Raw genomic sequence first — 26,726 nt, forward strand, 5'->3', positions numbered from 1 at the left:
GTGAGTTACTGCCCCTCGCTGTTCGGGTTCCGGGAGTCGGTCGCGGTGTACGGCTCCAGCTCGTCGGGCCGGAAGTAGTGGAAGCGGCCGTACCAGGTGTGCAGTTCGGCCGCGGGGTCGTCGTCGAGGGTGACGGCGAGGTGCACGCTGCCGTCCACGTCGTGGAAGACCGCGGCCACCCGCGCGGTCCGTCCGGCCAGGAACATGTCCTGGGCGTCGGCACCCCGGCCCCGCGGACGCAGCCGGACACGGCTGCCGCCTGCCACGGGAACGCCGTCGACGAGCACCGTCTCGGTGGTGGGGGAGAGGCCGTCGTCACCGCCCTCCTGCCACCAGGCGGGCCGCTCCGCGGCAAGGCCCCCCGGGGTGGCGGTGGCGGTGGCGGAGGGCGCGGCGGGTGCCAGCGAGCGGATGGCGCCGTGCAGCCGGGAGAGGACCTCCGGCGGCATGCTGTCCACCCGGTCCAGGATCTCGGCCGCCCGCGGATCGGTGGCGCGCGCCTCGCGCTTCTCCTCGTCCGTCAGGAGCATCGTCCGCAGCGTCAGGATCTCGTCGATCTCCGCCGCGTCGTGCAGGTCGCCCGGACTCTCGGGCGCGACCTGGGGACGGTCGGGCAGGATGATCGGCGCGGAGAGCAGTACGGGTCCGGTGCCGCCGTCCGGCGACTGGGCGTGGCGCGCGGCGCCGGTGCCGCCGTCGGTGGCGGGCGGTTCGCCGCCGAGGACGGGGAAGGTGAACGCGTTGCGGCAGTCGCGGACGTGCTCCAGCAGGTCCGCGGGCGGGTCGGTCAGCGAGACGAACTCCACGTCCGTGCCGCCGACGAGGGTGTGCGTGGCGATGAGCGCCTGGCGCAGTGCCGCGTCACGCGGGGCCCGCGGGTCCGCCGCGTGCCCGGTGTTCTCGGTGCGCACGCGCAGCCGGACCAGTCCGTCCGCGACGCGTTCGGCCGTGAGCGTGGTGTCCGCCCGGATCTCCGCGCGCCGCCGTACGATCCGCCCGGCGCCCCCGGGCAGCGACTCGCTCTCCTCGCCGCCCGCCGTTCCCACCGGGGCGGTGCACTCCCGCCGCAGCAGGTCCTCCAGCGGCACGACGAGGTCGGTCTCGCGCGGCACCGCCTCGTCGAAGGTCAGGTGCGTCGTGCCGTCGCCGGTCCGCAGCGACTCCACGGGGTGGTGCCCGCCGTCCGGGCCGGTCTCCTCCACCTGCTTGTGCTGCGTCTGGAGGTAACGCACCCTGATCCACAGCACGGCGTCGGGCCCGTGGACCCGCAGCAGGCACTCGGTTTGCTGGTACCAGGAGTCGGCGGAGCCGGACACGCCGACCGTGACGGGCCCGTCGTGCTCCACCCAGTCGCGCGGCAGCAGCACCCCGAACTGCCACCGGACGCGGTTCTTGGGGGAGGAGCGGCGGTACGGATAGAGCAGGTAGCCCTCGTAGAGGACGGCGTCGGCGACCGCGCCCACCTGCTCGAAGGGCCGCCCGCCGGAGCCGACCGGCACGGCACCGTCGCCGCCCGCGGCACCCTCGACCACAGCATCCGGCATCTGGCTCTCCTCCGACTCGCAGGTTCGCCATGCCTTCCACCACGCACCCACCGCTCACGCGCCCTCTCCCCCTCCTGCCCAGCGCTGTTGGGCCGTCCGGGGGAGCGGCGGATGCCCGGACGTGCGCTCAGTCCGGCAGGCGTGGCACGCGCAGGGCCAGCAGGGCCACGTCGTCGTCGTAGCCGTCCTGGCGGCCGAGCAGCGCGTCGCACAGCGCGTCCAGCGGGGCGGAGGCCAGGGCGGCGGCATGGTCCGCCAGATCCCGCAGGCCGGCGTCGATGTCCCGGTCGCGGCGCTCGATCAGGCCGTCGGTGAACAGCAGCAGGGTGCTCTCCGGGGGCAGCGACCGCCAGTGGTCGGGACGGGGCAGGCCCGGTTCGACGCCGACCGGGATGCCGTGCGTGTCGGGAGCGAGGCAGTGCGCCGTGCCCTCGGCGGTGATCAGCAGCGGCGGCGGATGCCCGGCGTTGGTCCAGCGCAGGGCGTACCCGGCGTCCGGTTCCCGCTCGATGCGGGCCAGGATCAGGGTGGCGGCGGGCGGATCGGTGAGCGCGGTCAGCGCCCGGTCGAGCCTGTTCACGATCATGCTGGGCGGCCCGCACCGGTCGAAGGCCAGGGCCCGCAGCATGTTGCGGATCTGCCCCATCATCGGGGCCGCCTCCACGTCGTGGCCGGTCACGTCACCGACGACGACGAGGACCGCCCCGTCGGGCAGTCCGAGGGCGTCGTACCAGTCACCACCGAGTTGGGGAAGCTCGGACGCCGGCTCGTAGCGGGCCTCCACCCGCAGCGGGGACAGGTCGGGCAGCACCGGCAGCAGACGGCGCTGGAACTGTTCGGCGGCCTGCTTGAGCCGCCCGTACAGGCGGGAGTTCTCGATGCTGACACTCGCGGCGCTGGCCAGTGCGGTCAGCAGGGTCTCGTCGGCGTCGGCGAACGGCGTGCCGTCCTCCTTGTCCGCCAGGTAGAGGTTGCCGTAGACGGTGTCGCGCACGGTCAGCGGGACCCCGAGCAGCGTGGTCATGACCGGGTGGCCGTCCGGGAAGCCGACCGAGTGGGGATCGGCGGCGATGTCGTCGACCCGCAGCGCCTTGGGCTCCTCGATCAGCCGGCCCAGCAGCCCGTGGCTCTGCGGGAGCCCGGATTCGGCCAGCAGCCGCTCGCCGTCGACGCCGACGGTGATCAGGTCGACGATCTCCCCGCCCTCGCCGAGCACGCCGAGGGCGCCGTAGCGCGCGGCGACGAGGTCGGTGCCCGCCTGCACCAGGTGCCGCAGTACGGTGCGGGTGTCCATGTCGGCGCTGATGGCCACGACCGCGTCCAGCAGGCGGTGCAGCCTGCGGCGGTCCAGACTGAGCTGCCGGATCTGGGCTGTGAGCTCCTCGAAGGCCTCACCACCCGGTGTCCGGCCGCTTCCCTGGGCCGCGGCGTCCCCGTGGCCGGTCGCCTCTTCCGGCTCCGGCCGCCATGGATCGTCCGACATGGGGCACCTCCCGGCGGGGCCGGTGCTCGTCCTCACCGTCCGGGCCCGGCACGGCCACCTTACGCCGGGTGGGAGGGGGGTGGCTTCCGCCCGCCCGCCACGAGCCGGAGGGGGAAAGCCCGAAGGCGGCGGCGCACCGGCGTACGCTACGGAACTGCCCAGCTCAGCTCCCCTCGTGAGGAAGAGTCACAGCGATGCAGAAGATCTCCCTCGACGCCCTCGCACGCGAGCACCTCGAACGGGCCGAGGCGTCCTCGGCCGGCCGCAGCGCGGAGACCGTCTACGGCGGCCACGAGCACGTACTGCGCCAGACCCTCATCACCCTGCGGGCCGGCGCGGCCCTGGCCGAGCACGACAACCCGGGCGAGGCGACCGTGCTGGTGCTGCGCGGACGGGTGGTGCTGCGCAGCGGCGACACGTCGTGGGAGGGCATGGCGGGGGACCTGCTCATCGTGCCGCAGGCCCGGCACAGCCTGGAGGCCCTGGAGGACGCCGCGGCCCTGCTGACGGTGACCAAGACGTCCTGACCGCGGCGGTCGCCCGCCGGTGATTGACCCCGGCGGTCGCCCGCCGCGCTCAGAGGATGGCCGCGCTCCACCAGTCTCGGCTCGGCGGCGCCGGGCCGAGACTGGAGCCGAACCCCACACCTCCCATTATTATTACGAATAACACATGTAATAATTGAGGAATCGTCGGGGTGTCGGCGTGGGCGACGAGCCAGAGCGAGAAGGGGACAGCCGTGGCACAGTCCTTCGAGGTCCACATCCGCAACACCACGACCGGCTCGGCCGGCCTGGCCGAGGCCGCGATCCTGGCCGCGCGGCACCGCCTGCTCACCGCGCTGCGGTCCAAGACGGCGCTGCTGACCGAACTCCGTCTGGGCCGCGCCGACCGGGAGCGGGCACGGGCGGCCCTGACCGACTTCTGCACCGGCGAGGTGCGCCGCCACCTGGCCGCGACCGACCAGGCGCTGTACGCACCGGCCGCGGGTGCGGCGGAGACCCGGTTGCTGATCAGGGCTCTACGGGCCACGGCGGCCGCTGTCGCCGCCCGGATCGACGCGCTCGCCTCGGCCGACGACGCGGACTCCGCGGCCGGTGCCGCCCGGGACGTCGCGAGCCTCCTCACCGTCCATCTGGCCGTCGAACAGGACGTGCTGCTGCGTGCGCTCGCCCTCCTGCCCGGCGCCGACCTGCCGATCCTGACCGCGGACTTCGAGACCCTGCTCGAGGGCGGCCGGCTCGACCGGCCCGCCGTCGTCGACGTCACCTCGATCCCGCACGGCAGGCGCCACCCGCGCATCTTCGCCCGCTTCGCCCGCCTGGGGCCCGGCGAAGCGTTCACCCTGGTCAACAACCACGACCCCAAGCCGCTGCGCCGCGAGTTCGAAGCCACCCATCCCGGCGTGTTCACCTGGGACTACCTCGAATCCGGACCCACGCGATGGCAGGTCCGCATCGGCCGGAGGGCTCCCGGGGCCTGACCCCCCGTCCGCCGCTGGGCCCCGCGGCTCCCAGCGGCCGGGGCACGGGCGAGCACCCGTACCCCGGCCGGGACGTATAGACCGTGGCCGCTCCGGGTACCCGAGCGGCGGCCGCGAGGAGATGAGGAGCGCGCGATGGCTCCCGCGAAGCAGAGGACGGCGGCGTCCGCACACACCGGACGACGGACGCCGGTCCGTGCCACCAAGCGGTACGACGCGGTGCCCGAACCCGACGGCGAACCCGACCTGCTCGGTCAGTACCTGCGCCAGATCGGGGCGACACCGCTGCTCGACGCGGAGGGCGAGGTACGGCTCGCCCAGCGCATCGAGGCCGGTCTGCACGCCGCGGCGGAACTGCGGCAGGCCGATGAGGACGGTCAGGAACTCGCGCCGGAGCGCCGGCGGGAACTGGAGGCCGCCACGCGGGACGGCCAGGAGGCCAAGGACCACATGGTGCGGGCCAACCTCCGGCTGGTCGTGGCGATGGCCAAACGCCACGCCCACCGCGGGCTGCCGCTGCTCGACGTCATCCAGGAGGGCAACCTGGGGCTCATCCGGGCCGTGGAGAAGTTCGACCACACCAAGGGGTTCAAGTTCTCCACCTACGCCACCTGGTGGATCCGCCAGGCGATGGAGCGCGGCCTCGCCACGCACGCGCGTTCCGTGCGGCTGCCGATGCACGTCGTGGAGCAGTTGCAGAAGCTCGCCAAGATCGAACGCAAGTTGCAGCTCAACCTCGAACACGAGCCGACCGTCGAGGAGGTCGCCCGCGAGAGCGGCCTCGCCGAGGACAGGGTCGTGTGGCTGCGCCGGGTCGGCCGGCAGGTGATCAGCCTGGACATGCCGGTGGACGACACCGGCGAGACGGTGGTCGGCGATCTCATCTCCGACACGGAGGTGCTGCAGGCCCCCGAGGTCGCCGAGTACCAGGCGCTGGCCGAGGAACTGCGGGAGGCCGTCGACACACTGGCGCCGCGCGAGGCCCTGATCCTCAGCCTGCGGTACGGCCTGCACGACGGGCACCAGCGCACCCTGAAGGAGGTCGCCCAGCACGTGGGCCTGACCCGTGAGCGCGTGCGCCAGCTGGAGAAGCAGTCACTGGCCCAGCTGAGGGAACAGGAGCCGGGCGAACGGCTCCTGGCGTGGGCAGGCTGACGCCCCCGCGCAGAACGGTGCGCCCGGCACGATCACCGGGCGCACGGCTCCACTCCGACCGCCGCCGACCGCGGCGACGGCCGTCACCAGCGGTACCAGCGGCCCCTCCGGCCGCCGCCCGCGGGCCGTACGACGAAACCGAGCAGCCACAGCACGAGCACGATGATCGCGATCCACCACAGCGCCTTCAGGGCGAACCCGATGCCGAAGAGGATCAGGGCGAGCAGGAGAACCAGTAGCAAGGGAACCATGAGTATCGACCTCCGGACACATCGAATGCCCTGCTTACGCAGGAAAACACGCCGGGAACTCCCGTGTTTCCGCACCTGAGGCAGGGGAACCCGGGGATGCTGCCCGTGTCCCGGCCGGCGCCGGTCGGGGCGCGGTCGGACGCGGTGGTGCGGGGGAGCCGTCCGGCGGCGTGGCGTTCCGCGAGGTGCGCACCGTGCGGTGAGGGTGTCCGGCATCGTGTCGGCTCGGGTACGCAGATCCGGAGGCAGAGGTGACGGTGCGTCGTATCGGTCTGGTCGTCCACGGCGGGCGCGGTGAGGCCACGGCTGCCGCCCGCATCGTGCGCGAGTGGTGCGACGAGCACGGTGTGGGGTGCGCGGACATCGATGTGTGGCACGACGGAGGGCGGCGCAGCTCCCGGGAGGAGGTCGAGGCCGCGGGCGACCCGGACCTCATCGTCACCCTGGGCGGCGACGGCACGTTCCTGCGTGGTGCCCGGCTGGCCGCCGTGAACGACGCCCTGGTCCTGGGCGTCGACCTCGGCCGGGTGGGTTTCCTGACGGAGGTGCCCGTCACGGTCGTACGTGCCGCGCTGGACGCCGTCGTCGCGGAGCGCCTCACGGTGGAGAGCCGGATGATGCTCACCCTGCGCGCCTCGCGCCGCCTGGAGGTGCCCGCCGACATCGAGGAGCTGATGCGCTACGGCCGCCGCCCGCTGCTGCCGCCACCGCGTGTCCGCGCCGACTGCCAGGCGGGCGGCGACTGGGGCATCGCGATGAACGTCACCGCGCTGAACGACGTCGTGGTGGAGAAGCTGGCCCGGGACCGGCAGGTGTCCGTCGGCGTCTACCTCGCGGGCCGGCTCCTGGCGTCCTATTCGGCCGACGCGCTGCTGGTCGCCACCCCCACCGGCTCCACGGCCTACAGCTTCGCCGCCGGGGGCCCGGTGGTCTCTCCTCGCGCGGACGCCCTCGTCTTCACGCCGGTCGCCCCGCACATGGCGTTCAACCGCTCGGTCGTGGCCGCGCCGGACGAGCCGGTCGGCATGCGCGTCCTGGAACGTTCGGGCCAGGCCGCCGTCAGCATCGACGGCCAGCTGCGCGGTGTGCTCGACCCCGGCGACTGGATCGGCGTCTACGCCTCCCCGCGCCGGCTGCGGGCCGTCCGGCTGGGCCCCATGGACTTCTACGGCCGTCTGCGCGACCGCATGAACCTCACCGACGCCCCGGCCGCGGTCGCCGACGGCACCCCGGCCCCCCTGTGGCCGGTGACGTCGCCCCGGCCGGCGGACCTCGACCACCTGGCCCTGCCGGCCCGCCCCGGCGACGCCTCACAGGTCCCGTGACCCCGCGGTGAACCGGCCCCCGCGGGCCTGCCCGAGCCGGCCGGCGACCTCGTCCGCGCACGGGCGCCGACCGGTACGAGCCCGCAGGGTGCTTGCCGGTCGGCGGGGCACGTTGGGGCGGCCATGATGCCGTCGGGTCGACGGGATCGGCGTGGTCAGGCCCCTCTGGGTGTGCGGGTGGGTTGGGTGGCAGGCGCGTGCGTGGTGTGCCGGGCTTGCGGGTCGGCCGGGAGTGTTTCGGCGTGGCCGTGATGCCGTCGGGTCGACCGGATCGGCGCGGGCAGGCCGGTCAGGGCGTGCGCGGCTCGCGTGCGCACGCGCGATGTGCCGGGCTGCGGGTCGGCCGGGGTATGTCGGGGCGGTCGCGATGGCGTCGGGTTGACGGGATCGGCGTGGTCAGGCCGGTCTGGGTGTGTGGGTGGGTTGGTTGGCGTGCGGCCGCGTCGTGTGCCGGGCTTGCCGGTTGGCGGGGGTATGTCGGGGCGGCCGCGGCGTCGCCGGTGTCAATCAGACCCGCACAGGCGCCGACCGGCACCGGAACCGTGCGCCCCTGGCGGCGGAGCCGGCCCGTGCCGAGGCGTGCCCGAGGGGCCGTTCACTGGCGGTCGGCCCCGGTCACGCCCCGTGTCGCTGCTCAGGGGCGGGCTCATTGGGGAGACGGTGGGCGGCCAGGGCGGCGAGGTCGTCGTCGAGGCTTCCGCCGCTGTAGGCGAGCAGGTCCGCGTGCAGGTGCTTCAGGAGCTCGCCGGGCTGAAGGCCGGCCCAGGGCCGGACGCGCTCGGCGAGCGGGTAGAAGGCGCCGGCGGGGTCGCGCGTCTCGGTGACACCGTCGGTGTACAGCAGCAACTTGTCGCCGGGCCGGAAGGGCGCGACGTCCACGCGGTACCCGCCGCCGAGCAGTCCCGCGAGGTTGATGGGCGGCGAGGGCTCGGTCGCCTCCAGCTCGGTGACCCCGCTTCCGCTGACGAGGAGCGGAGGCGGGTGGCCGCAGTTGACGAGACGCACGACGTGCTCGTCGTCGGGGATCTCCGCGAACACCGCCGTCACGAAGCGCTCGGCCGCCTCGGCCCCGGGCAGTTGCGCGGCGTAGCGGCTCATGCTGCGCTCCATGCGCCGGGCCAGAGCCGCCAGATCGGGCTCGTCGGGCGCGGCCTCGCGGAAGGCTCCGAGCATCGTCGCGGCCGTCTCCACGGCGACCAGGCCCTTGCCGCGGACGTCGCCGATGAGCAGACGCACTCCGTGCGCGGTCGCCACCGCCTCGTACAGATCGCCGCCGATCTGCGCCTCGGCCGCCGCGGAGAGGTACAAGGTCTCCACGGAGACCTGGCCGAGACGGTGGGGGACCGGGCGCAGTAAAACGCGCTGCGCGGTCTCCGCCACGGAACGCACCCTGGCGAGGGTGTGCTCCCGGCGCGCACGGTGCGCCGCGAGGATCGTGCCGAGGATGCCCACCACGAAGGTGCAGACGTAGTTGGCCACGTAGTGGCGGTCCCACAGATTGCCCACCGTACGGCCCGCGCAGCACGGGGTGCCGGCCAGGATGCCCTCCAGAACGACGGCGAACACCGTGACGGCGGCGACCACGCCGGGGCCGTACCCGAAGGCGGCCACCAGCGGCAGGGCGGTGAGCACGAAGCTCACCGGCCACAGTGCCGGGGTGACCGGTTCGACGGCGAGGACCACCACGACGTAGAAGACCGGCAGCCAGCGCAGCCACAGGGGCTGGGCGGGCAACAGCGACTGCGTCCTCGGTGTCCTGGGCGCGCGCGGCGTACCGGTGCCCTCGCCCGTGCCGCGGCCGGGTCGCCTCACCGCTCGTCCCGGCGGCACCCGGGAGGCGGCGGGAGCGTGGCGGGTCCGGGCGGGCGCACGGCGCTGCGGCCCGGCTCCGGGCGACGGTCCTCGCGGAAACACTCAGGCGGCCTGTTCACAGGTACTCCCGGCGGGCTTGATCAAGACCACCAGCGTGCTGCGTCGCACCGCCACCGCCTCGGCATTGCTCCAGGCAAGGGCATGTCAGCCAGGCCGGAGGCCGCCGTGGACGGGGCACGACCGGGGCGCCGCGTGAGGCGCGCCCCGGTCGTGCGTGAAGTGCCCTGGCCCGGTTCAGGACGCGGTGCAGGTTCCGAGCGTCGGTGTGGAGTTGTTGCCGTTCTTCACCGCGGTGAAGCCGAAGCTGGTCGAGGCGCCCGCCGCGAGACTGCCGTTGTAGGAGGCGGCGCGCACGGTCATGACGTTGCCGCTGCTGTCCCAGCTGGGGGTGCCGTTCCACAGGCTGGCGACCTTCTGCGGCGGGGCGAAGGTGAGCGTCACGGTCCAGCCGTTGATCGGGGCGGAGCCCGCCCTCACGACGACCTCGCCGTTGTAGCCGTCGTTCCAGTCCGAGGTCCTGGTGAAGGAGACCGTGCAGGAGCCGTTGCCGCCCGGGTTGCCGCCGCCACCGTCCCCGCCCCCGCCGGTGCCCGAGCCGCCGAGCGCGGCGAGGGCCGCGTCGTAGGCGGGCTTCTTGCCGTAGTTGGAGTCGAACAGCAGGGGAGTGCCGCTGCTGCGCCAGGAGTACTTGTCGGTGATCCCCCAGACGGTGAGGCCCGTGCAACGGGTCACCGCCAGGCAGGCCTTGACGACGTTCGAGTAGTTGTTGGCCTGGGCGGTGCCGGAGCCCTCGATGTCGAGTTCGGTGATCTGCACGTCCACCCCGAGGTCGGCGAAGCGCTGCAGATTGGCCTGGTAGTCGGAGGGAACGGGGGAGGCGCTGTTGAAGTGGGACTGGAAGCCCACGCAGTCGATCGGCACGCCACGGGACTTGAAGTCCTTGACCATGGCGTAGACCGCGTTGCTCTTCGCGTTGACGCCGTCGGTGTTGTAGTCGTTGTAGCAGAGCTTGGCGCTCGCGTCGACGCTGCGGGCCGTGCGGAAGGCCTCCTCGATGAAGCCGCTGCCGAGCTTGTCCGCGAACGGGGAGCTGCGCAGGGCCCCGCTGGAGCCGTCCTGGTACGCCTCGTTGACCACGTCCCAGGCGTAGATCTTGCCCTTGTAGTGCTGCATGACCTGGGTGATGTGGTTGTTCATCGCCGAGCGCAGGTCGGTGGCGCCCAGGCCGGAGACCCAGGAGGGGAGCTGGGAGTGCCACACCAGCGTGTGCCCGCGGACCTTCATGTTCTGGGCCTGGGCGTGGCTGACGATCTGGTCGGCGTTGCCGAAGGTGAAGGTGTTGCGGGAGCCCTCGGTGGCGTCCCACTTCATCTCGTTCTCGGGGGTGACCTGGTTGAACTCGCGGTCGAGGGTGCCGGCGTAGGCCGATTCGCCGAGGTGGTTCGCGGCGACGGCGGCACCGAAGTAACGGCCCTTTCCGGCCGCGGCCGACCCCAGTGTGTCGGCGGCCGCGGCGGTGTGGGACAGGGCCGTGACGGTGGAAGCGGCGAGCAGGACGGCCGTGAACGCCTGCGCCGCCCGTCTGGGCATGGGCATGCCATCTCCGTTTCTCGAAAGTTTCGCTGTCAAGGTCGAATGTGACGCGCAGGCTACGAACAGAACGGGAGCCGGTCAACGGTTCGCGCATACCGCACTGAGGGATGGCCGAAGCTCGACCTCCCGCTGTCCTTTGGTGAGTTGCAAGCGATCCCAGTGGTTGACGCGACTGTGCGACACCTCTAGCGTGACGCGGCGCCTTCCCGAAATCGGCCCGAAAGTTTCGAAGCAAAGGACGCCGACATGCCCCGAACCCGAAGAAGGCCCGGACTCCGCACCGTGCTGACGGCCCTGCTCGCGGGTGTGACGCCCCTGCTCGCGGCACTCCTGCTGGCTGTGCCGAGCGCCCAGGCGGCCTCCCTGACGGAGGTGACCGGGTTCGGTACGAACCCGAGCAACCTGCGCATGTACGTGTACCGCCCGGACAGCGCGCCGGCCCGGCCCGCGGTGCTCGTGGCCGTGCACTACTGCACCGGCTCCGGGCCCGCGTTCTACTCGGGCACCGAGTTCGCGTCGCTGGCCGACCGGTACGGCTTTATCGTCATCTACCCCTCGGCCACACGCAGCGGCGGCTGCTTCGACGTGTCCTCGCCGCAGGCGCTCAAGCGCGGCGGCGGGAGCGACCCGGTCGGCATCATGTCGATGGTCACCTACGCCCAGCAGCGCTACGGGGCCGACCCGGCGCGCGTCTTCGTCGCCGGCGCCTCCTCGGGGGCGATGATGACGAACGTCCTGCTCGGTGACTACCCCGACGTGTTCAAGGCCGGCGCCGCCTTCATGGGTGTGCCCTTCGGCTGCTTCGCCACCGCCGACGGCTCCGAGTGGAACAGCGCCTGCGCGAACGGCACCGTGATCAGGACACCCCAGCAGTGGGGCGACCTGGCCCGCGGCGCCTACCCCGGCCACAACGGCCCCCGGCCGCGCATGCAGGTGTGGCACGGCACCGAGGACACCACCCTGCGCTACCCGAACTTCGGTGAAGAGATCAAGCAGTGGACCGACGTCCTGGGCGTGAGCCAGACCCCCGCCTTCACCGATCACCCGCAGTCCACCTGGACCCGTACGCGCTACGGCGGCACCGGCACCCAGGCGCCCGTCGAGGCCGTCAGCATCCAGGGCACCGGGCACACCCTGCCGACCTCGGGCATGGCCGCCCGTGCCATCTCCTTCTTCGGGCTGGACTCCACGACCACACCGCCGCCGACCGACCCGCCCACCACCCCGCCGGCGGGCGCCTGCCGGGTGGCGTACACGACCAGCGCCTGGAACACCGGGCTCACCGCGTCCATCACGGTGACCAACACCGGCACCGCGCCGATCGACGGATGGGCGCTGGCCTTCACCCTGCCGGCCGGACAGACCATCACCTCCGGCTGGAACGCCACCGTCTCCCCGACCAGCGGCGCCGTCACCGCCCGCAACGTCGCCTACAACTCCACCCTGGCCCCCGGAGCCTCCACCACCCTGGGCTTCCAGGCCAACCACACCGGAAACACCGGTAATCCGGCCTCCTTCACCCTCAACGGAGCTGCCTGCCAGATGAGTTGAGAGACCGGTCGTCCACCTCGCCGAGCGGGCGGACACCACCGCCCCACGGACGCGCCCCGGCGCCTCGAAACGGCCCACGAAAGGGCCGTAGGGGCAGCCGGGGCGCGGGGCGGCCGGACTCCACGGAGTCCGGCCGCCCCGTCCACGAACCCTTCGGTGCGGGTCAGCCGAGCTTTCCGGTGCGGGCGGACTGCCACAGGTCGACGCCGCCGTCGGTGGCGTGCTCGTCGATCTCGGCCAGCTCCTCGGCGCTGAAGTCCATGCGGTCCAGTGCGGCCACGTTCTGCTCCAGCTGCTCCACCCGGGAGGCACCGATCACCAGGGAGGTGACGCGCTCGTCGCGCAGCGCCCAGGCGAGCGCCATCTGGGCGAGGGTCTGCCCGCGGCGGGCCGCGATGTCGTTCAGGGCCCGCAGCCTGCGCAGCATGTCCTCGGACAGCCAGGCGGTGTCGAAGGAGGTGCCCTGCGCGGCCCGCGAGTCCTCCGGCACGCCGTCGAGGTAGCGCCCGGTCAGCAGCCCCTGGGCCAGTGCGGTGAAACCGATGACGCCGAAGCCCTCCTCCTCCGCGGTCTCGAGCAGCCCCTCGGTCTCGATCCAGCGGTTGACCATGCTGTACGAGGGCTGGTGGATGAGCATCGGGGTGCCCAGCTCACGCAGGATGGCGGCGGCCTGCCGGCTGCGCTCGGCGTCATAGGAGGAGATGCCGACGTACAGGGCCTTGCCCTGGCGGACGGCCGTGTCCAGCGCGCCCATCGTCTCCTCCAGCGGCGTGCTCGCGTCCAGCCGGTGGGAGTAGAAGATGTCGACGTAGTCCAGGCCCATGCGCTTCAGGGACTGGTCCAGCGAGGCGAGCAGGTACTTGCGGGAACCGCCGCCCTGGCCGTAGGGGCCGGGCCACATGTCCCAGCCCGCCTTGGTGGAGATCACCATCTCGTCCCGGTACGGCGCGAGGTCCTGCTTCATCAGGCGCCCGAAGTTGATCTCCGCCGAGCCGTAGGGCGGGCCGTAGTTGTTCGCCAGGTCGTGATGGGTGATGCCCAGGTCGAAGGCGCGCAGGGCGATCTCGCGCTGGGTCTCGAAGGGCCGGTCGTCGCCGAAGTTGTGCCAGTAGCCCAGGGACAGGACGGGCAGGTCGAGCCCCGAGCGGCCGGTGCGCCGGTAGCGCATGGTGCCGTCGTAACGCTCAGGATCCGCGGCGTAGGTCATCGGGTGGTCTCCGGGTGGTGCGATGAAGGGGCGTCTCCTCGGGATCGAGGTGACGCCCCCACCTTGCTCCAGCATGATCCTGAAGTCCAACCGCTGCGTTCCATCGGACTCAGCGCCGGCGCTTCTGAATCGAGCGTGCGGGGCCGCGGCTCAGGAGGCGCGGGGCGGCGCGGTGAGGTGCTCGCCGAGCTGCTCCACGAGCTCGCTCATCGTGTGCCCGACGAGCCCGGCGTCGGCGTCCTCGGTGGTGATCACCGCCAGATGCGCGCCCTCGCCGGCCTCGACGATGAACAGCACCCCTCCGTAGAACTCGGTCATCGCCGAGCGGACGCCGCCGGTGCCGTCGCCGAACTCGACGGACGCGCCGTGCGACAGCGACTGGATGCCCGCGGCGATCGCGGCGAGCTGGTCGGCCTGGTCGGGGGTGAGCTCCGGCGTGCGGCACAGCTTCAGTCCGTCCCGGGACAGCACCAGCGCGTGCAGCGTGCCCGGGGTCCGCTCCAGCAGGCCCTCCAGGAGCCAGGTGAGCTTCTCGTCGGCGGTGGTCTGGCCGGTCATGAGGTGGTTCGCCTTCCAGGTGCTCGTACGGGTCGGAGCGCGGGGAGCCGGCCTGCGTCGGCGGGGTGGCGGCGTCGAGCGCGGTCCGCCGCCTCGGGACCGGCTTGGGCACGGCCGGTGACGCGTGTTGCCCAACTGCCGGTCACTATACGAGGCTTGGTGATCATCTTGGCAAGCCCTGGGGTGAATATCCCCGATGGCACCGTTCAGTTGGGGGCCTGGGCCTGGATCATCCGGCCGAAGCGGTGAGCGGTGGGCGAGGCCGGGACGCGGCGGATCGCGATCAGGGCCACGTCGTCGTCGAGGCGCCCGCCGGTGTGGGCGAGCAGGTCGCGCTGGACGTGGTGGAGCAGGGACTCCGGGGAACCGTCGGCCCAGTGGGCCGTCCGCTCGACCAGCGGGTAGAAGACGCCGCGGCCGTTGCGGGCCTCGACGGCCCCGTCCGTGTAGAGCAGCAGGGTGTCGCCGAGACGGAAGGGCAGTACGTCGACGACGGAGCCGTTGGGGTCGGTCAGGCCGACCCCGAGTGGCGGGGCGGGAGTGAGGTCCGGCATCGTCACCGATCTGTCCGGTCTCAGCAGCAGCGGTGCCACATGGCCGCAGCTGGTCAGCCGTACGACCGGCTCGTCGTCCGGTATCTCCAGCAGCAGAGCGGTGACGAAGCGCTCCCCGGCCTCCTCCTCCGGTTCGAAGTCGGAGAGGTAGCGGGTGATGCTCCGCTCCAGGGAGGCGGCGAGCGAGGGCAGGGCGGCGTGGTGGTGAGCGGCCTCGCGGAAGGCGCCGAGCAGCAGGGCCGCCTCACCGATGGCGGGCAGCCCCTTGCCACGTACGTCGCCGATCATCACCCGGGCACCGCTGTCGGTGCGGGCGGCCGCGTAGAGATCGCCGCCGATCGACGCCTCGTCCTCGGCGGCCAGGTAGAGAGAGGCGAGCTGGAGCGGGCCGATCCGGGTCGGCAGGGGCCACAACAGCACCCGCTGCGCGGCTTCGGCGACCGACCGGACCTGGGCCAGCTCGCGCGCGCGGCGGTCGCGCACCGCGCACAGGGCCACGACCAGCAAGGAGAGCACCCCGAGGGCGATCATCTGCACGAACACTTCCCGCGACGGCAGGATGCCCAGCCGCCAGCCCGCGAACCCCTGGGCCGCCACCGCGGCGGCACCGATGACCCCTGTGATCCACGGTCCCGCGAACCAGGCGGTGATCGCCGGGGCTATCACGAGCAGCGGGCCGAGCACGATGTCGGAAGGGGCCACGATGTCGGACACGGTGATGAGGACGATGAGCGCGACCGGGATCAGCAACAGTATGTGACCCGGCTGCCGCCCCTGCGCCCGGTCGGCGAAACGCCCCTGCCAGGAACTCACGCCTACCACAGTGCACCGCTGCGGCACGGGGTGCGAGCCCAGCCACCCGGTTCACGGGCCGGGGACGACCCCTCGGCCGGCTGCCGCGGACGCGTCCCGCCGCCGCACGGCCGGGCGGCGGGGCCGCGAAGGCAAAAGCCCCGGGATGTCCCTGGCGCCGGGCGCCTGTTCGGGTGGCACCCGCCGCCCGGCGGCAAGGGACCGCGCACCACCCCCGCATGGGCGGGCGTTCCGTCCCGGCGCCGGGGATGTGGGTCCGGGGCGGTCTTTCGCGCTCGTGCTCCTCGTCGCCACGGCCTCGCCGGCCGGGTCGGCGCCGAGGCGTCCGCCGTCCGCTTGGTCGGCCACCGTGCCGGTACCCGGCGGCCATTGCCCGCCGCGCCCACGGCCGGACAGGCCGCGCGGGCCCATGGAGGCCGGACCCTGCCCCGCAGGGTGAGGCGGACGGCCCTGGCACCTGCGGTCGCGACGTGGGCCGGAAGGGCCGGGCGGGAGTGGACGACGGCGGCCACGGCGGCGTTTCGCGCGGCCGGACGCGCGATGCCCGTGGCGACCGCAGGTGCGCCCGCCGCACCGGTGACCGGTCGGCGCGACCGCTCCGGTGGCCGACCGCTCACCCGGCCCCGGTCCGGAAGGAGGCGTCGCCGCTCCGTTCACCATGCCATCGCGTCCAGCAGTGCCTCCGGGTCCGGCTCCGGGTGGCCGTCCAGGCTCAGCTCCGCCCAGATGACCTTGCCCTGCGGCACATAACGCGTGCCCCACCGCTCCGCGAACTGCGAGACCAGGAACAGGCCGCGGCCGCCCTCGTCGGTGATCGCCGCGTGCCTGAGGTGCGGCGAGGTGCTGCTGCCGTCCGAGACCTCGCAGATCAGCGTGCGCCCGAGCAGGATCCTGACCCGGACCGGCTCGGCGCCGTAGCGGATGGCGTTGGTCAGCAACTCGCTGATCACCAGTTCCGTGGCGAAGCAGGACTCCTCCAGCCCCCATTCGTGCAGCCTGCGGGTCACCTCGCCGCGCACCCGGGAGACCGCCTCCACGTCGAACGGCACGTCCCAGACCGCCACCCGCGACGGATCGAGCAGCCGCGTCCGGGCGACGAGCAGAGCCACGTCGTCGATCGGATGCTCCGGCAGCATGACCTCCATCAGCGCCTGGCAGGTCTCCTCCGGCGTACGGTCCGCGGGCGCGGCGGTCTCGGCGAGCATCGACAGCCCCTCGTCGATGTCCCGCCCGCGGTCCTCGATCAGACCGTCGGTGAACAGGACGAGCCGGCTGCCCTCCGGCAGGCTCAGCTCACCCGTCTCGAACGGATGTCCGCCCACCCCCAGCGGCGGTGCCAGGGGAAGGTCCGGGAAGGTCACCCGGCCCATGGGATCCACCACGGCCGGTACGACGTGCCCCGCGCGGGAGATGGCGCAGTGCCCGCCCACCGGGTCGTAGATGGCGTACAGGCAGGTGGCGCCCGTGACCGCGGACACCTCGCCGTCCGCGCTCGCCGTCTGGGTGTCCAGCCGCATCACCATCTCGTCCAGATGGCCGAGCAGTTCGTCGGGAGGCAGGTCCAGGGACGAGAAGTTCAGCACCGCCGTGCGCAGCCGGCCCATCGTCACCGCCGCGTGCAGCCCGTGCCCCACGACGTCGCCGACCACCAGCGCCACCCGGAAGCCGGGCAGGGGAATGACGTCGAACCAGTCGCCGCCCACACCGGACTGGGCCGGCAGATAACGCCACGCCACCTCCAGCGCGTCCTGGTCGGGCAGGTCCCTGGGGAGCAGACTGCGCTGCAGCGTCACCGCCATCGCGTGCTCGCGGGAGTAGCGGCGCGCGTTGTCGATCGCCACCGCCGCACGGGCCACCAGCTCCTCGGTGACCGCGACGTCCTCCTCCTCGAACCGGGCCGAGCCGGCATCCCGCCAGAAGTTGACCATGCCGAGGAGCACGCCCCGTGCCCTGAGGGGCACGGTGATCAGCGAATGGATGCCGTGGTCGAGCACCCGGACCGCGCCCTGGGGGTCCCGGGACCGCCAGTCCTGCGCGCGGCGCAGATCCGGTACCAGCACCGCCTCGCCGCGCCGCAGCGCCGCCCCCATCGACGTGTCGGCCACCACGAACTCGATGAGGTCGCCCACCGGCTGGAGCGGGCTGTGCGTGTCCGCCTCGTACAGCGCGGTGCGGCGCATCCGGTGCGTCGATCCGGTGGGCTCCTCGCCGCGCAGCACGGACTCCAGCAGCTCCACGGTGACGATGTCCGCCACCCGCGGGACCGCCACCTCGGCCAGCTCCTGAGCGGTACGCCGTACGTCCAGCGTCGTACCGATCCGCACCCCGGCCTCGTACAGCAGCGTCAGACGTTCCCGGGCCAGCTCGGCCCGGCCCGACAGGGCGCGCAGTTCGGTGGTGTCACGGAAGCTGGCCACCAGGCCCGGAGCGTTGTCGTACGGGGCGGTGCGCCGGGTGTTGACCGCCAGCAGCCGGTCCCCGGCCGGGAACACCGCGTCGGACGCGACCTGGCCCGACTTCAGCAGCCGCGTCAGCTCCGGCCCCAGGCCCAGGTCCGTGACCTGCCGCTGGTCGGCGTCGCGGGGGAGGTCCAGCAGCCGGCGCGCCTCGTCGTTGGCGAGCAGGAGCCGTCCGTCGGCGTCGATGATCAGCACGCCCTCACGCACCGCGTGGAGAACGGCGTCGTGGTGCTCGTACATGCGGGTCATCTCGATCGGGCCGAGACCGCGGGTCTGGCGGCGCAGCCGCCGGCTGACGAGGAAGGTGCCGCCGGTCGCGAGCACCACGGCCAGCGCCGCCGCGTCCAGCACCATCGGTATCTGCTGGTCCAGCAGGTGCCCCAGGGTCTGGTACTCGATTCCCGCGGTGACGATGCCGATCACGTGCCGGCCGGCGCCCACCACGGGCACCACCGCGCGTACGGAGTCGGTGGGGCTGCCGTGGAACGTCTCGGTGAAGGTCTTGCCCGCGATGGCCCGGCCGATCTCCTGCGCCGGGGTGCCGATCAGCCGCGGTTCCGGGTCGGTGAGCCGCACGCCCCGCTTGTTCAGCACGGAGATGTAGTCGACACCGGAACTCATCTGCGCCTTCTCCGCCGGGACCTTCAGCAGCGCCGACGGATCGGGCGACTGGAGGGCCACTGCCGTTCCGGGTGCCTGCGCGAACGCCTCGGCGACGGCCAGGGAGCGTGCCTTTGCGGTGTTCTCCCCGTCGTACCGCCGCTGGAGCACCACGGCGGTGGCGGCCGCGGCGACCAGCACGAGTATGACGATCACCTGCAACAGGAAGACCTGCGCGGCCACCGTGCCGGGCCGCCAGATCGGTGGAAAACGAAACCCGGTGGCGCTCCGGGCCGTCCAGGTCACCGGTCGGCGGCGGGCCTCATCGTCCGCCCGCCGCTCATCGAACGGCGGTTGCGCTGCCCTCCGGGGCTGGCGGGAACAACCGACCACGTCATCATTTCTAACACCGCGCTTCCCTGCCGGGCGACCGGTATGTCCGATCAATCCCATTGTGGATCGGTGGTTTCGTCTAGATTTAGGCGGGCAAGGGCTGCTCCGTCCAGATCGTCTTGCCGGAGCCGGTGTACCGGGTGCCCCAGCGCTGGGCGAGCTGGGCGACCAGGAACAGGCCCCGTCCGCCCTCGTCGGTGCTGCGCGCGCGCCGCAGGTGCGGGGAGGTGTGGCCGCCGTCGGAGACCTCGCAGATCAGGGTGCGCTCGTTGATGAGCCGCAGATTGATCGGCCCCTGGGCGTGCCGGATGGCGTTGGTGACCAGTTCGCTGACGATCAGCTCGGTGGTGAAGGCCAGCTCCTCGAGATTCCACCGGGACAGCCGGTCGCTCACGTCGTCGCGCACCACGCGCACGGCCGACGGGTCGGCGGGTACGTGCCAGGACGCCACGCGGTCGGGGCTGAGGACACGTGTTCTGGCGACGAGGAAGGCGACGTCGTCCCGCGGCCGGTCCGACAGCAGGGCGCGGACCATGATGTCGCAGATCTCCTCCAGCGGCCGGTCGGGGTGGGCCAGGGCGAAGCACAGCCGTTCGATGCCGACGTCGACGTCCTGGTCCGACGCCTGGATCAGCCCGTCGGTGTAGAGGGCGACGACGCTTCCCTCCTCCAACGGGATCTCGGCCGACTCGAACGGCAGGCCGCCCAGCCCCAGGGGCGGGCCGGCGGGGATGTCGGGGAACTCCACGGGCTCGGTCAGGTGCGCGACGGCCGGGGTGGGATGTCCGGCGCGGGCCACGGCCATCGTCCGGGCGATGGGGTCGTAGATGGCGTACACGCAGGTCGCGCCGGCCGCGGCCGGGCCCTCGGCGGCCGCCTCGGCCTCGTCCGACAGACGCATCACCAGGTCGTTCACGTGCGCCAGCAGTTCGTCCGGGGACTGGTCCAGGTCGGCCAGCGTCTGCACGGCGGCGCGCAGCCGTCCCATGCTGGCCGCGGCGTGCAGGCCGTGCCCGATCACGTCGCCCACCACGAGCGCGACCCGGGCACCGGAGAGCGGGATGACGTCGAACCAGTCCCCGCCCACCCCCGACTCCGCGTCGGCGGGGAGGTAGCGGTGGGCGACCTCGACGGCGTTGTGCGGGGGCAGGTTGGGCGGCAGCAGGCTGGTCTGGAGGGTGAGCGCGGCCTGGTGCTCGCGGGCGAAGCGCCGGGCGTTGTCCACGCACACGGCGGCCCGTGCCACGAGATCCTCGATCAGGAGCTGGTCGTCCTCGGTGAAGGGATCGGGGTTCTCCCAGCGCAGCAGGGTCACCACGCCCATCGTGACGCCGCGGGCCCGCAGCGGCAGCACCAGGTGCGTGTGCACGCCGAACCGGTTGATCCCGGTCCACCGCACCGGGTCGTCGGGGAGCCAGGGCGTCCCCGGGCCGAGGGCCTCACGGCTGGGTTCTCCGGTGGCCAGGCAGCGGTTCTGCAGGGACCCCGGCGGGTAACGGATGGGTTCGCCGACCTCGGCGATCACCTTGGGCAGGCTCGGGTGGATCGACAGATGGGCCGCCCGGCGCAGCGTGACGGGGCCGCCCGGCGAGCGGGTGGGCGGGCGATTCCCCGTGGTCGCGACGTCCAGGAGGTCGATGGCCACGAAGTCGGCGAGCTGCGGGACGGCGACCTCCGCGAACTCGTGGACCGTCCGGTCCAGATCCAGTGTGGTTCCGATGTGTTCGCTGGCGGCGTTCAGCAGCACCAGCCGCTCGCGGGTCGGGTCCTGGACGGTGACGTCCCGGGCGGCGTAGCAGATCCCGAGCGTGTGGCCCGCGTCGTCGTGCAGCGGGAAGAAGGAGCGCGGCCGGGTGCGCTCGCGGCCGAGCCGGCCCGTCCTGCCGTGCCGGGGCGGCGCGTGGGTGACGGTGACCTGGGGCTGCCCGGAGGCCAGCGTCCGCCGGACGTGCCGGGTCACGACCGGCGACGACCTGCCCGCGCCGGTTCCGGTCGGGGCGGTTCCGGTCGTGTCGGCACCGGCGGGGGCGGCGGTGGCTTGGGTTTCGGGAGGGGTGCCGGCCGGGACGCCTGCCCCGAGGACCAGCCAGTCGCGGCGGCCGTCGGCGGCGATCAGCGGGCACACGCGCACCGTGAGCCGCACCGCGTGGCCCGCGCGGTGGCGGACCGTGACCACCGCGTTCCCGGCGCGGGCGCTCCGGCGCAGCCGGGACATCGCGGCGGTCGGGTCGCGGCTGCGCAGCAGCGCCCGCGCGGGATGCCGTACGACGTCGGCGGCGGAGTAGCCGAGCAGGTCCTGGGCCCCCTGGCTCCAGTAGGTGATCAGCCCGTCGGCGTTGACGACCGCTACCGCCGTGGTCGTGATGAGCGGATCGCCCGGACCGCTGCCGCTCACGCCGTTGACGCCCATGCCTTCACCCTCATCCACGGGCAGGACCCCTACCGGCCATGTTGCCATCGGGGGCGGTGTCCTGCCGCCCGGAAAATGGGCGGCGCGGGCAGGTGGGCAACGCGGGCGGGACGGGCAGAGCGGGCGGGTCCGTCGGTGGGGGCCGGCTACGCCCCCGCGGCCAGTGCCTTCAGCGGCTCGTCGGTCAGCCGGTACACCGTCCACTCGTCCTGCGGGCGTGCCCCCAGGGCCTCGTAGAAGCCGATCGCCGGCCGGTTCCAGTTCAGGACCGACCACTCCAGGCGTTCGTACCCTCGCTCGACGCATACCCGGGCCAGCTCCGTCAGCAGTGCCCGGCCGTGCCCGCCGCCGCGGGCCTCCGGGCGGACGTAGAGGTCCTCCAGGTAGATGCCGTGCACGCCCCGCCAGGTGGAGAAGTTGAGGAACCACAGGGCGAAGCCCACCGCTTCGCCGTCCTCGTCCTGCGCGATGTGCGCGAACGCCGCGGGGTGCTCGCCGAACAGTGCCTCGGCGAGCTGCTCCGGCGTCGCCCGTACCTCGTCCAGGGCCTTCTCGTACTCGGCCAGTTCGCGGATCAGGGCGTCGATGACGGGGACGTCGGCGGGGGTCGCGGTGCGGATCATGGGGCGCAGTCTCACACACCGCGTCCCGCTGACGGACAGCGGGTGCGGATCAGACCGCGGGCGCCGGGTAGGTCGGGTACTCCACCCCGGAGACGTACTGGACGACGCGGATGACCTGGCAGGAGTAGCCGAACTCGTTGTCGTACCACAGGTAGAGGATCGCGTTGTCGCCCTCGACCTTGGTGGCGCCGGCGTCCACGATCGAGGCGTGGCGCGAGCCGATGAAGTCGTTGGAGACCGCGTCGGGGGCGCTGGTGAAGTCGATCTGGCGCTTGAGCGGCGAGGTCAGCGACACATTGCGGAGGTAGTCGAGGACCTCCTCGCGGGAGGTCTCGCGCGCCAGCTGCAGGTTGAGGATCGCGATCGAGACGTCCGGCACGGGGACGCGGATCGAGCTGCCGGTGATCTTGGCCTTCAGATCGGGCAGCGCCTTGGCCACGGCGGAGGCCGCGCCGGTCTCGGTGATGACCATGTTGAGCGGCGCGGAGCGGCCGCGGCGGTCGGCCTTGTGGTAGTTGTCCAGCAGGTTCTGGTCGTTGGTGAACGAGTGGACGGTCTCCACATGGCCGCGCAGCACGCCGTACTCGTCGTCCATCGCCTTCAGCGGCGGGACGATCGCGTTGGTGGTGCAGGAGGCGCAGGACAGGATCTGCTCGTCCGGCTTGATGGTGTCGTGGTTGACGCCGTGGACGATGTTGGGGACGTCGCCCTTGCCCGGCGCGGTCAGCACGACCTTGTCGATGCCGGGGCGCAGGTGCTTGGACAGGCCCTCGCGGTCGCGCCACTTGCCGGTGTTGTCGATGAGGATGGCGTCCTTGATGCCGTACGCCGTGTAGTCCACCGACGTCGGGTCGTCGGCGTAGATCACCTTGATCTCGTTGCCGTTGGCGACGATCGTGCTGTTCGCCTCGTCGACGGTGATGGTGCCCTGGAACTGGCCGTGGATGGAGTCGCGGCGCAGCAGCGAGGCGCGCTTGATGATGTCCTGCTCGCCGCCTCCGCGCACGACGATGGCGCGCAGTCGCAGGCCGTTGCCGGAGCCGGACTTCTCGATGAGCAGGCGGGCCACGAGCCGGCCGATGCGGCCGAAGCCGTAGAGGACGACGTCGCGCCCCTGGCGGCACTCGATCTTGTTGGCGCCGGTGGCGCCGGCGACGGCCTCGGCGGTGAACTCCTCCACCGACAGGCCGCGGTCGTCCTCGCGGTACGTCGCGGCCAGCATGCCGATGTCTATCTGGGAGGGCCCGAGGTCGAGCGTGGTCAGGGCCCGCAGGAAGGGGAGCGTCTCGGTGACGGACAGCTCCTGACCGGCGATCTGGCGGGCGAACCGGTGGGTCTTGAGGATGCTCACCACCGACTTGTTCACCAGGGAGCGGCTGTGGAGGAGGACGGTGACGTCCCGCTCCCGGTGCAGCTTCCCGATCATCGGGATCATCGACTCCGCGATCTCTTCGCGGTGCTTCCAGTTGGTGAACGAGTCGTCGTTGACAGTCACAGATCTATCTTTCGAGCTAGGCGGCGCTCATATGCTAACCCCATGGGATGTTGATCATGGCAGTGGGCCGTACCCGCTGTCGTGCGGGGTACGGCCCACGGTCGGGATTCCTCTGTGGTCGGGGGATGCGGGCCCTCCGTTGTGGCCGGTGGGAGCCGGTGTCCCTACGTCACCGGTGGGTGTGGCGGGTGGGTCCGGTCACTGGCGGGTGCGGCGGGTGAGTCCGACGGTCAGCCCCATGGCGGCGAGCCCCAGCAGGGCTGTGATCGCGCCCAGCCAGCAGTTGTTCCAGATGACGCCGGCGCGGGAGCCGTGGGCCGCGGGCACGACCCAGGGAGAGATGAGCAGCCACACGCCGAGCGGGGCGAGGATCCAAGCCAGGCGGAACATGCGCTCGGGGGCCAGGGTGAGGCCGAGGCCGACCAGGGCGACCGTGATGCCGATGATCAGATTGTTGACGGTGAGGCTGGGCTGGGCGGCGAAGTGCACCACCCAGGGGGAAATCGCGGCGTAGACACCGGCCAGGACGATCAGCCCCTCGATGATGATCGCCCGGTTGCTGGCGGCCGTCCGCTCGAGGCGCTCCCGCATCTCGGCGATCTCCGGGTGCGAGCTCATTCCGGTGGAGTGCTGCGGATACGACATCACTGCCGTCTCCTCTCCATGAGGTTGCCAGTGTGGAGTTTCTCCTATAGAGCGATTTCCCCCTTATGGGGCGTTTATATGCGTTTGCCCGCCTTCTTGCGGTGAGTTACGTCACACTGCACGCCCTGTGCGGGAAGCGCGGAGCCGTCTGTCAATCTTGTCGGGTGTGCGTCAAGACGACGCCGATGACGTGCAGGGATGATCCGGGGAGGGCGAGTGACGGGGCCAGAGGTACCCGACGAATATCTGACGGGGTACGCGCAGATCCTGGCCGATGTCTGTGCCACAGGACGCCGCCTGACCCGGGACGAGCTGGACCTGCTGCGCGCCCACGGGGAGCGGGCGGCGGAGGACGGCCACGGGCTGCGCAGGCTCGTCCGCCGGCACCTATCCGAGGCGAGGGCCTTCGCGCCCGCGCTGGCGTCCGCCGGCGTCGAACAGGTCCTCACCGCGGTGGAGCAGGCCATCGACGCGTTCGCCGAGGGCCACGACCGTGCGCAGAAGCTCGCCATGCGCAAGGAGGAGGCCGCCCGCCGGGAGTTCATCGACGACCTGCTGTACGGCCGCAGCGACCTCGGGCGGCTGGGCGAACGCGCGGAACGCTACGGACTGCTGTTCTCCCGCGCCCACGCGGTGGCCGTGGCCCAGGGCGGGGAGCCCGTCGACGACACGCACCCGGCCGCCCGGTACGTCGAGACCGAGGTGGTCGCCCGGTTCGGTGACCGGCGGATCCTGCTCACCACCAAGGACGGCCGGCTCATCTGCATCGCCCCGGGCGACCAGGACGACGTCCTGGCGTTCTTCGCCAAGCAGGCGTACGCCTCCACCGACGGCGGCCGGGTCGCCATCGGACGCCCCCACCCGGGCGCCGGGGGAGTGGTCCACTCCTACGAGGAGGCCCTCAACGCCCTGGAGCTCGCCGACCGGCTGGACCTCCAGCAGCCCGTCCTGCGGTCCGCCGACCTCCTCGTGTATCCCGTCCTGACCCGCGACCGGCAGGCCATGGCCGATCTGGTCCGCGACACGCTGGGCCCGCTGACGACCGCCCGCGGCGGCGCCCAGCCGCTCCTTGACACCCTGACCGCCTACTTCGACGCCGGCTGCACGGCCGCGGAAGCGGCCCGCCGACTCAACCTCAGCGTGCGCGCCTTCACCTACCGCCTGGAGCGCATCCACAAGCTGACCGGAGCCGACCCGGCCGACCCCGTGCACCGCTACACCCTCCAGACCGCCGTGATCGGCGCCCGCCTCCTCGGCTGGCCCACCGCCGAGCTCTGACGGGCCGCGGCCGAGGAGTGCCACCCGCCCGGCGGCGGCGTTCACTCCACTGCCCGTCCACAACGAGCGGTGCTCCCGGACCGGTGTGAGCCTGGTGAAGGGATTCGGCGGGTACGTCGCGCCGCCGTGGCCCGGAGGGCCACGCGTTCTCCCCGGCCGGTCCGGCCGGTACCGCGACGCCCGTCCCGGCATGCCGCGGCCTCCGGGCCGCCGCCTGCGACCGACTCCCCCACCGACTCCATGGGAGGCCGACGACATGACGACCCAAGGCGGCACCGCTGAAGTCAGCCGGGAGCCCGCGACGCCCCAAGAGCGTGCGGGTTTCGAGGAGATCACCATCCTCTGGATCTCCGAGGGCATGAGCTGCGACGGCGACACCGTCTCGCTGACCGCTGCCGACCAGCCCTCCATCGAGGACGTAGTGCTGGGGCTCATCCCCGGTCTGCCGAAGGTGAATCTGGTCAACAAGGTGCTCTCGCCGAGCCTGGGCGGCGAGGACTTCCTCGCTCCCTACCGGGCCGCGGCACGTGGTGAGCTGACCCCGTTCATTCTCGTCATCGAGGGTTCGGTCCCGAACCAGCGGATCATCGACGGGGACGGCTACTGGACGTCGTTCGGCAACGACCCGGACACCGGGGAGCCGCAGACGCTGAACTGGTGGATCGACCAACTCGCCCCCCGGGCCTGGGCCGTGGTCGCGGCCGGCACCTGCGCCACCTACGGTGGCATCCACGCGATGGCGGGGAACCCGACGGGCTGCATGGGGCTGGCCGACTACCTGGGCTGGGACTTCAAGGCGGAGAGCGGCCTGCCGGTGGTGAACGTGCCCGGCTGCCCGATCCAGCCGGAGAACTTCATGGAGACCCTGATCTGGGTGCTCTACCACGCGGCGGGGACGGCGCCGGCGCCGCCGCTGGACCACATGCTGCGCCCGCAGTGGCTGTTCGGAAAGACGGTGCACGAGGGCTGCGACCGGGGCTCGTACTACGAGCAGGCGAGCTTCGCCATGGACTACAACTCTCCCAAGTGCCTGGTGAAGACGGGCTGCTGGGGTCCGGTCGTGAACTGCAACGTGCCCAAGCGCGGCTGGATGGCGGGCATCGGCGGCTGCCCCAACGTCGGCGGTATCTGCATCGGCTGCACCATGCCGGGCTTCCCCGACGCGTTCATGCCGTTCATGGACGAGCCGCCCGGCGGCACCCTGTCGTCGATGCTGGTCAAACCCTACGGGGCGGTCATCCGGCGACTGCGCGGCCTGACGAACGACATGGTGAACCACGAGCCCAAGTGGCGCCACAACAAACGCAAACTGACCAGCGGTTTCGACCCGCGCTGGCGTCCCTGAGGGCGCGGGCGGCGCACATCCCGCCGCCGCGCCGACCGGCGGCAAGCACGCTCTCCCAGCCCGCAGCGAGGAACGAGGTTCAGACCGAG

Annotated in this window: 20 protein-coding genes; 7 read left to right on the forward strand and 13 right to left on the reverse strand. The window is 72.3% G+C overall.

Annotation, left to right across the window (positions count from 1 at the left end; genetic code table 11):
• Window positions 1-5: 5 nt before the first annotated feature.
• On the reverse strand, window positions 6-1,544 hold the full coding sequence (locus tag ACWEK3_RS38650; RefSeq protein ID WP_453251882.1) for a hypothetical protein: 1,539 nt from the start codon (window positions 1,542-1,544) through the stop codon (window positions 6-8).
• A 127-nt stretch (window positions 1,545-1,671) separates the two neighbouring features.
• Complete coding sequence (locus tag ACWEK3_RS38655; protein WP_453251883.1) at window positions 1,672-3,027, reverse strand: PP2C family protein-serine/threonine phosphatase; 1,356 nt, start codon at window positions 3,025-3,027, stop codon at window positions 1,672-1,674.
• 194 nt (window positions 3,028-3,221) lie between these two features.
• Here ACWEK3_RS38655 and ACWEK3_RS38660 point away from each other — a divergent pair, with 194 nt between their 5' ends.
• The 3 genes from ACWEK3_RS38660 to ACWEK3_RS38670 all read left to right on the forward strand — a co-directional run bounded on the left by ACWEK3_RS38660 (window position 3,222) and on the right by ACWEK3_RS38670 (window position 5,665).
• The gene (locus ACWEK3_RS38660) at window positions 3,222-3,554 is read left to right on the forward strand and encodes a cupin domain-containing protein (protein WP_376555337.1); all 333 of its coding nucleotides are present in this window, start codon (window positions 3,222-3,224) and stop codon (window positions 3,552-3,554) included.
• 212 nt (window positions 3,555-3,766) lie between these two features.
• On the forward strand, window positions 3,767-4,510 hold the full coding sequence (locus tag ACWEK3_RS38665; RefSeq protein ID WP_453251884.1) for a DUF2249 domain-containing protein: 744 nt from the start codon (window positions 3,767-3,769) through the stop codon (window positions 4,508-4,510).
• A 135-nt stretch (window positions 4,511-4,645) separates the two neighbouring features.
• Entirely contained in the window at window positions 4,646-5,665 is a 1,020-nt protein-coding gene (locus ACWEK3_RS38670; protein ID WP_450547293.1) for a sigma-70 family RNA polymerase sigma factor, read from the forward strand.
• A gap of 83 nt (window positions 5,666-5,748) precedes the next feature.
• Here ACWEK3_RS38670 and ACWEK3_RS38675 read toward each other — a convergent pair whose 3' ends face one another.
• Window positions 5,749-5,916: a hydrophobic protein gene (locus ACWEK3_RS38675; protein WP_365428618.1), complete on the reverse strand. Its 168-nt coding sequence runs from the start codon at window positions 5,914-5,916 to the stop codon at window positions 5,749-5,751.
• A 251-nt stretch (window positions 5,917-6,167) separates the two neighbouring features.
• On the opposite strand from ACWEK3_RS38675, the gene ACWEK3_RS38680 reads away from it, so the two are divergent.
• Entirely contained in the window at window positions 6,168-7,241 is a 1,074-nt protein-coding gene (locus tag ACWEK3_RS38680; RefSeq protein ID WP_450547292.1) for an NAD(+)/NADH kinase, read from the forward strand.
• Window positions 7,242-7,856: 615 nt separating this feature from the next.
• On the opposite strand, the gene ACWEK3_RS38685 is transcribed toward ACWEK3_RS38680, so the two are convergent.
• Both ACWEK3_RS38685 and ACWEK3_RS38690 read right to left on the reverse strand, forming a co-directional pair.
• The gene (locus ACWEK3_RS38685) at window positions 7,857-8,975 is read right to left on the reverse strand and encodes a PP2C family protein-serine/threonine phosphatase (protein WP_450547291.1); all 1,119 of its coding nucleotides are present in this window, start codon (window positions 8,973-8,975) and stop codon (window positions 7,857-7,859) included.
• 372 nt (window positions 8,976-9,347) lie between these two features.
• On the reverse strand, window positions 9,348-10,709 hold the full coding sequence (locus tag ACWEK3_RS38690) for an endo-1,4-beta-xylanase (protein ID WP_450547290.1): 1,362 nt from the start codon (window positions 10,707-10,709) through the stop codon (window positions 9,348-9,350).
• Window positions 10,710-10,952: 243 nt separating this feature from the next.
• Here ACWEK3_RS38690 and ACWEK3_RS38695 point away from each other — a divergent pair, with 243 nt between their 5' ends.
• Entirely contained in the window at window positions 10,953-12,257 is a 1,305-nt protein-coding gene (locus ACWEK3_RS38695) for an extracellular catalytic domain type 1 short-chain-length polyhydroxyalkanoate depolymerase (protein WP_450547289.1), read from the forward strand.
• Between the two features lie 163 nt (window positions 12,258-12,420).
• Here ACWEK3_RS38695 and mgrA read toward each other — a convergent pair whose 3' ends face one another.
• The 8 genes from mgrA to ACWEK3_RS38735 all read right to left on the reverse strand — a co-directional run bounded on the left by mgrA (window position 12,421) and on the right by ACWEK3_RS38735 (window position 24,014).
• Window positions 12,421-13,464, reverse strand: a complete 1,044-nt coding sequence (gene mgrA / locus ACWEK3_RS38700) for an L-glyceraldehyde 3-phosphate reductase (RefSeq protein WP_453251885.1) — start codon at window positions 13,462-13,464, stop codon at window positions 12,421-12,423.
• Window positions 13,465-13,614: 150 nt separating this feature from the next.
• Window positions 13,615-14,022, reverse strand: coding sequence for a roadblock/LC7 domain-containing protein (locus tag ACWEK3_RS38705; RefSeq protein ID WP_453251886.1), 408 nt, complete (start codon window positions 14,020-14,022; stop codon window positions 13,615-13,617).
• A gap of 206 nt (window positions 14,023-14,228) precedes the next feature.
• Window positions 14,229-15,389, reverse strand: coding sequence for a PP2C family protein-serine/threonine phosphatase (locus ACWEK3_RS38710; protein ID WP_450547147.1), 1,161 nt, complete (start codon window positions 15,387-15,389; stop codon window positions 14,229-14,231).
• Between the two features lie 653 nt (window positions 15,390-16,042).
• Entirely contained in the window at window positions 16,043-18,754 is a 2,712-nt protein-coding gene (locus ACWEK3_RS38715; protein ID WP_453251887.1) for a SpoIIE family protein phosphatase, read from the reverse strand.
• Between the two features lie 172 nt (window positions 18,755-18,926).
• Window positions 18,927-21,269, reverse strand: coding sequence for a SpoIIE family protein phosphatase (locus tag ACWEK3_RS38720; RefSeq protein ID WP_453251888.1), 2,343 nt, complete (start codon window positions 21,267-21,269; stop codon window positions 18,927-18,929).
• Between the two features lie 128 nt (window positions 21,270-21,397).
• Window positions 21,398-21,874, reverse strand: a complete 477-nt coding sequence (locus ACWEK3_RS38725; RefSeq protein WP_453251889.1) for an N-acetyltransferase family protein — start codon at window positions 21,872-21,874, stop codon at window positions 21,398-21,400.
• A 49-nt stretch (window positions 21,875-21,923) separates the two neighbouring features.
• A complete protein-coding gene (locus ACWEK3_RS38730) occupies window positions 21,924-23,369 on the reverse strand; it encodes a glyceraldehyde-3-phosphate dehydrogenase (RefSeq protein ID WP_453251890.1) in 1,446 nt (481 codons plus the stop codon).
• 198 nt (window positions 23,370-23,567) lie between these two features.
• Entirely contained in the window at window positions 23,568-24,014 is a 447-nt protein-coding gene (locus ACWEK3_RS38735; protein ID WP_384441696.1) for an SPW repeat protein, read from the reverse strand.
• A gap of 198 nt (window positions 24,015-24,212) precedes the next feature.
• Between ACWEK3_RS38735 and ACWEK3_RS38740 the strand changes: the two genes are divergently transcribed.
• Together ACWEK3_RS38740 and ACWEK3_RS38745 are read left to right on the forward strand one after the other, a co-directional pair.
• Window positions 24,213-25,292, forward strand: coding sequence for a PucR family transcriptional regulator (locus ACWEK3_RS38740; RefSeq protein WP_376411115.1), 1,080 nt, complete (start codon window positions 24,213-24,215; stop codon window positions 25,290-25,292).
• A 256-nt stretch (window positions 25,293-25,548) separates the two neighbouring features.
• A complete protein-coding gene (locus ACWEK3_RS38745) occupies window positions 25,549-26,637 on the forward strand; it encodes an NADH-quinone oxidoreductase subunit B family protein (protein ID WP_450547153.1) in 1,089 nt (362 codons plus the stop codon).
• Window positions 26,638-26,726 lie beyond the last annotated feature (89 nt).

It is taken from the genome of Streptomyces sp. NPDC004721 (genome assembly GCF_053601495.1).